1 protein-coding gene and 1 pseudogene are annotated in these 2,849 nt (G+C 58.5%); both read right to left on the reverse strand.

What is annotated here, in order from left to right:
• Positions 1-270 precede the first annotated feature (270 nt).
• Positions 271-2,286, reverse strand: coding sequence for an NAD-dependent DNA ligase LigA (gene ligA / locus RWM61_RS20125; RefSeq protein WP_314004257.1), 2,016 nt, complete (start codon positions 2,284-2,286; stop codon positions 271-273).
• A 286-nt stretch (positions 2,287-2,572) separates the two neighbouring features.
• Positions 2,573-2,849: pseudogene (locus RWM61_RS20130) on the reverse strand (ATP-dependent DNA helicase PcrA); the annotation flags it as partial.

A 2,849-nucleotide genomic window follows, 5' to 3' on the forward strand; every position in this document is an offset into this window, starting at 1 on the left:
GATCAAACTCTCCATTAAAGTTGAACCTTTAGTAGAAAGAGCTTGGTCAGCTCATGGCTTGCTGACTTTCATTTGAATCGACGTGATTCATTTGTTCAGTTTTCAAAGAACTTGCCACAGCGTTACTTCCGCTGTCACAATTGAATACTCTATCAGCTATCGACCGTTGTGTCAACAGCCAATGTTTTCCATATATTTGCCGCAATCAGCAAAAAACGCAGAACCCGGAAATAAGGGTTCCGCGCATACGTTCCGCAATTACCCGTCCGATTATTCGCCGAGCATCCGAATAAATTCGGATTCATCCTCGATAACCGTGACACCGAGCTCCCGCGCCTTCGCCAGCTTGCTGCCCGCGCTCTCGCCGGCAATGACGAAATCGGTTTTCTTCGAGACGCTGCCGGCAACCTTGGCGCCCAGCGCCTCCAATTTTTTGGCCGCCTCATCCCGCGGCATCGAGGACAACGTGCCGGTCAGCACGACCGTTTTGCCGCTGAACACGCTGTCCGTCCGCACCTCCGCCGGCCGCTCGCCCTCGGCTTTAACGCCGGCCTCGCGCATCCGGCGGATGCTGTCCTGTACGAATGCATCCGCAAAAAAAGACACGATGCTCTCCGCCACGATGCCGCCTACGTCCGGCAGGCCCTGCAGCTCTTCGGCCGATGCCGCCATAACGGCGTCCAGACTGCCGTAATGGTCGGCCAGCATCCTGGTCGTCGCCTTGCCGGTGTTCGGAATGCCGAGCGCGTACAGGAATGCCGCCAGATCGCGATCCTTCGATTTGTCGATCGCCTCGAGCAGCTTGCGGGCCTTCTTCTCCCCGAACCGCTCCAAACCGATTAATGAATCGTACGTGAGTTCATACAGGTCGGCGGGATCCCGCACCTCGCAGGAAGCGTATAGCTGCTCGGCGGTCTTAACGCTGAATGTATCGATGTCCATTGCATCCCGGGACGCAAAATGAGTAATGCGGCCGATCGTCTGCGGCTTGCAGTCGAGCTTATTGTTGCAGAACAAGTGCGCCCCCCGCTGTTCAAGCAACGTTCCGCAGGCGGGGCATTCAATGGGATAGACGATTTCCCGGCCGGACTCGTCATCCGCCTTGCCCATGATTTCCGGGATGACGTCGTTGGACCTGCGGATGAATACGCGTGTACCCAATGCGTGCTTGAGGTTTTTCCGCTCGATGTCCCCCACATTGTTGAGGGTACAATTCTGCACGGTCACGCCGGCCAGCTCGACCGCCTCTACGCGGGCGACGGGCGTAATTTTGCCGGTACGGCCTACTTCCCAACCGACCGACTCCAGCACGGTTGTCGTTTCCTCCGCCTCGAACTTGTAGGCGATGGCCCAGCGGGGAAACTTGTCCGTATAGCCGAGAACCTCGCGCGTCCGCATATCGGTCAGCTTGACGACCGCGCCGTCGATCAGGTAATCGAGTGAAGATCGTTTATCGGCAATTTGCGCAAGCTCGGCCTGCACGTCCTCGATCCGATCGAAATACAGCACGTACGGGTTGACCCTGAAGCGGTTGTTCTTCAGAAACTGCACCATTTCCGCGTGGTTCTCGAACGTCACGCCATCCGCATAGCCGACATTGTAGAAAAAAGCATTCAGCTTCCGCTCCGCGGTCGTCCGCGGGTTCAGGTTGCGCAGCGCGCCGGCAGCGGCATTACGCGCGTTCTTGAGCGGCTCCGCCGCCGTTCGGTTATACGCCTCCAGCACGGACAGGTTCATGATTCCCTCTCCCTGCACCTCGATAATGCCGTCAAAAGGAATTGTCAGCGGCACCGAACGGATCGTCTTGACCTGCGGTAAAATGCCTTCGCCGACGACGCCGTTGCCGCGCGTTGCGGCCTGCACAAGCCGTCCGTCTTCATAAGTAAGATTCAACGTAAGTCCGTCGAACTTCAGTTCGACCACGTAGGAAGGGGGCGGCAGCGGATTGTCCGGATACTTCGCGTTATAATCGGCCAGGGCCTTATCCACGCGCGCGCTCCAAGCCAGAACGTCCTCCGCGTTCTTCGCCTTATCCAAGCTCCACAAACGGGCGCGATGGCGATGCGGCTCGAATCCTTTGAGCATGTCGGCGCCGACGCGCTGCGTGGGGGAATCCGGCAGCACGATGCCGCTTTCGTTTTCAAGCCGGACCAGCTCGTCATAAAGCGCATCCCATTCCTTGTCGCTGACGATCGGATCGTCCAACGTATAATAATGGTAATTATGCCGGTTGATTTCCTCCGCCAATTGCGCCATCCGGTCCACTTGCTGCCGATCCCTCGCCATCTTCCCATACATCCCTTCGTCTTAATCCTTCTATTGCGCAATACCTTGTCTTACCGTGAAGAATGGTTTAGCTCGCCAAATGTTCACTACGTTAAACGTTCCTATGGCGAAAAACCTGCCTGGCTTCCGAAGCGGATTGCGCCGCAATCCTTGAGGCCGCCCCGATCGAGAGGCCTCGATCCAGGTTCTCTCCGATTCTGCAATTGTTCACAAGTACGCTAAAAGTCATACGCCGCGCCGCGCATGCTCATAACGAATGGGCTAAGCCCCGCGTCAACGGGCTACGCTACGCCTTCGCAATCGGCGCGAAAGCCGCCAGCAGACGCTTGACGCCGACCGGTGCCGGAAATGCGATCTGCAGCTCCATGTCGTTGCCGGTCCCCTTGACCGAGACGACGGTGCCTTCGCCCCATTTCGCGTGGGATACCTTGTCTCCCGCTGCAAATGACTGCCCGCCCCCGGCGGATGCGGCTCCGGCAGCGGCGGCTCCGGCCCTCGCCGCGTCCGCCGCCGTCGTGACGCGGACCCCGCCGGCCGGGGCGGAGCTTCCGCCCGAACCGGAC

It is taken from the genome of uncultured Paenibacillus sp. (assembly GCF_963515335.1).
GTDB lineage: Bacteria > Bacillota > Bacilli > Paenibacillales > Paenibacillaceae > Paenibacillus_I.

Coding starts and splice junctions, on each gene's coding strand:
- ligA (WP_314004257.1), bottom strand. CDS start 2,286: ATGGCGAGGGATCGGCAGCAAGTGGACCGGATGGCGCAATTGGCGGAG.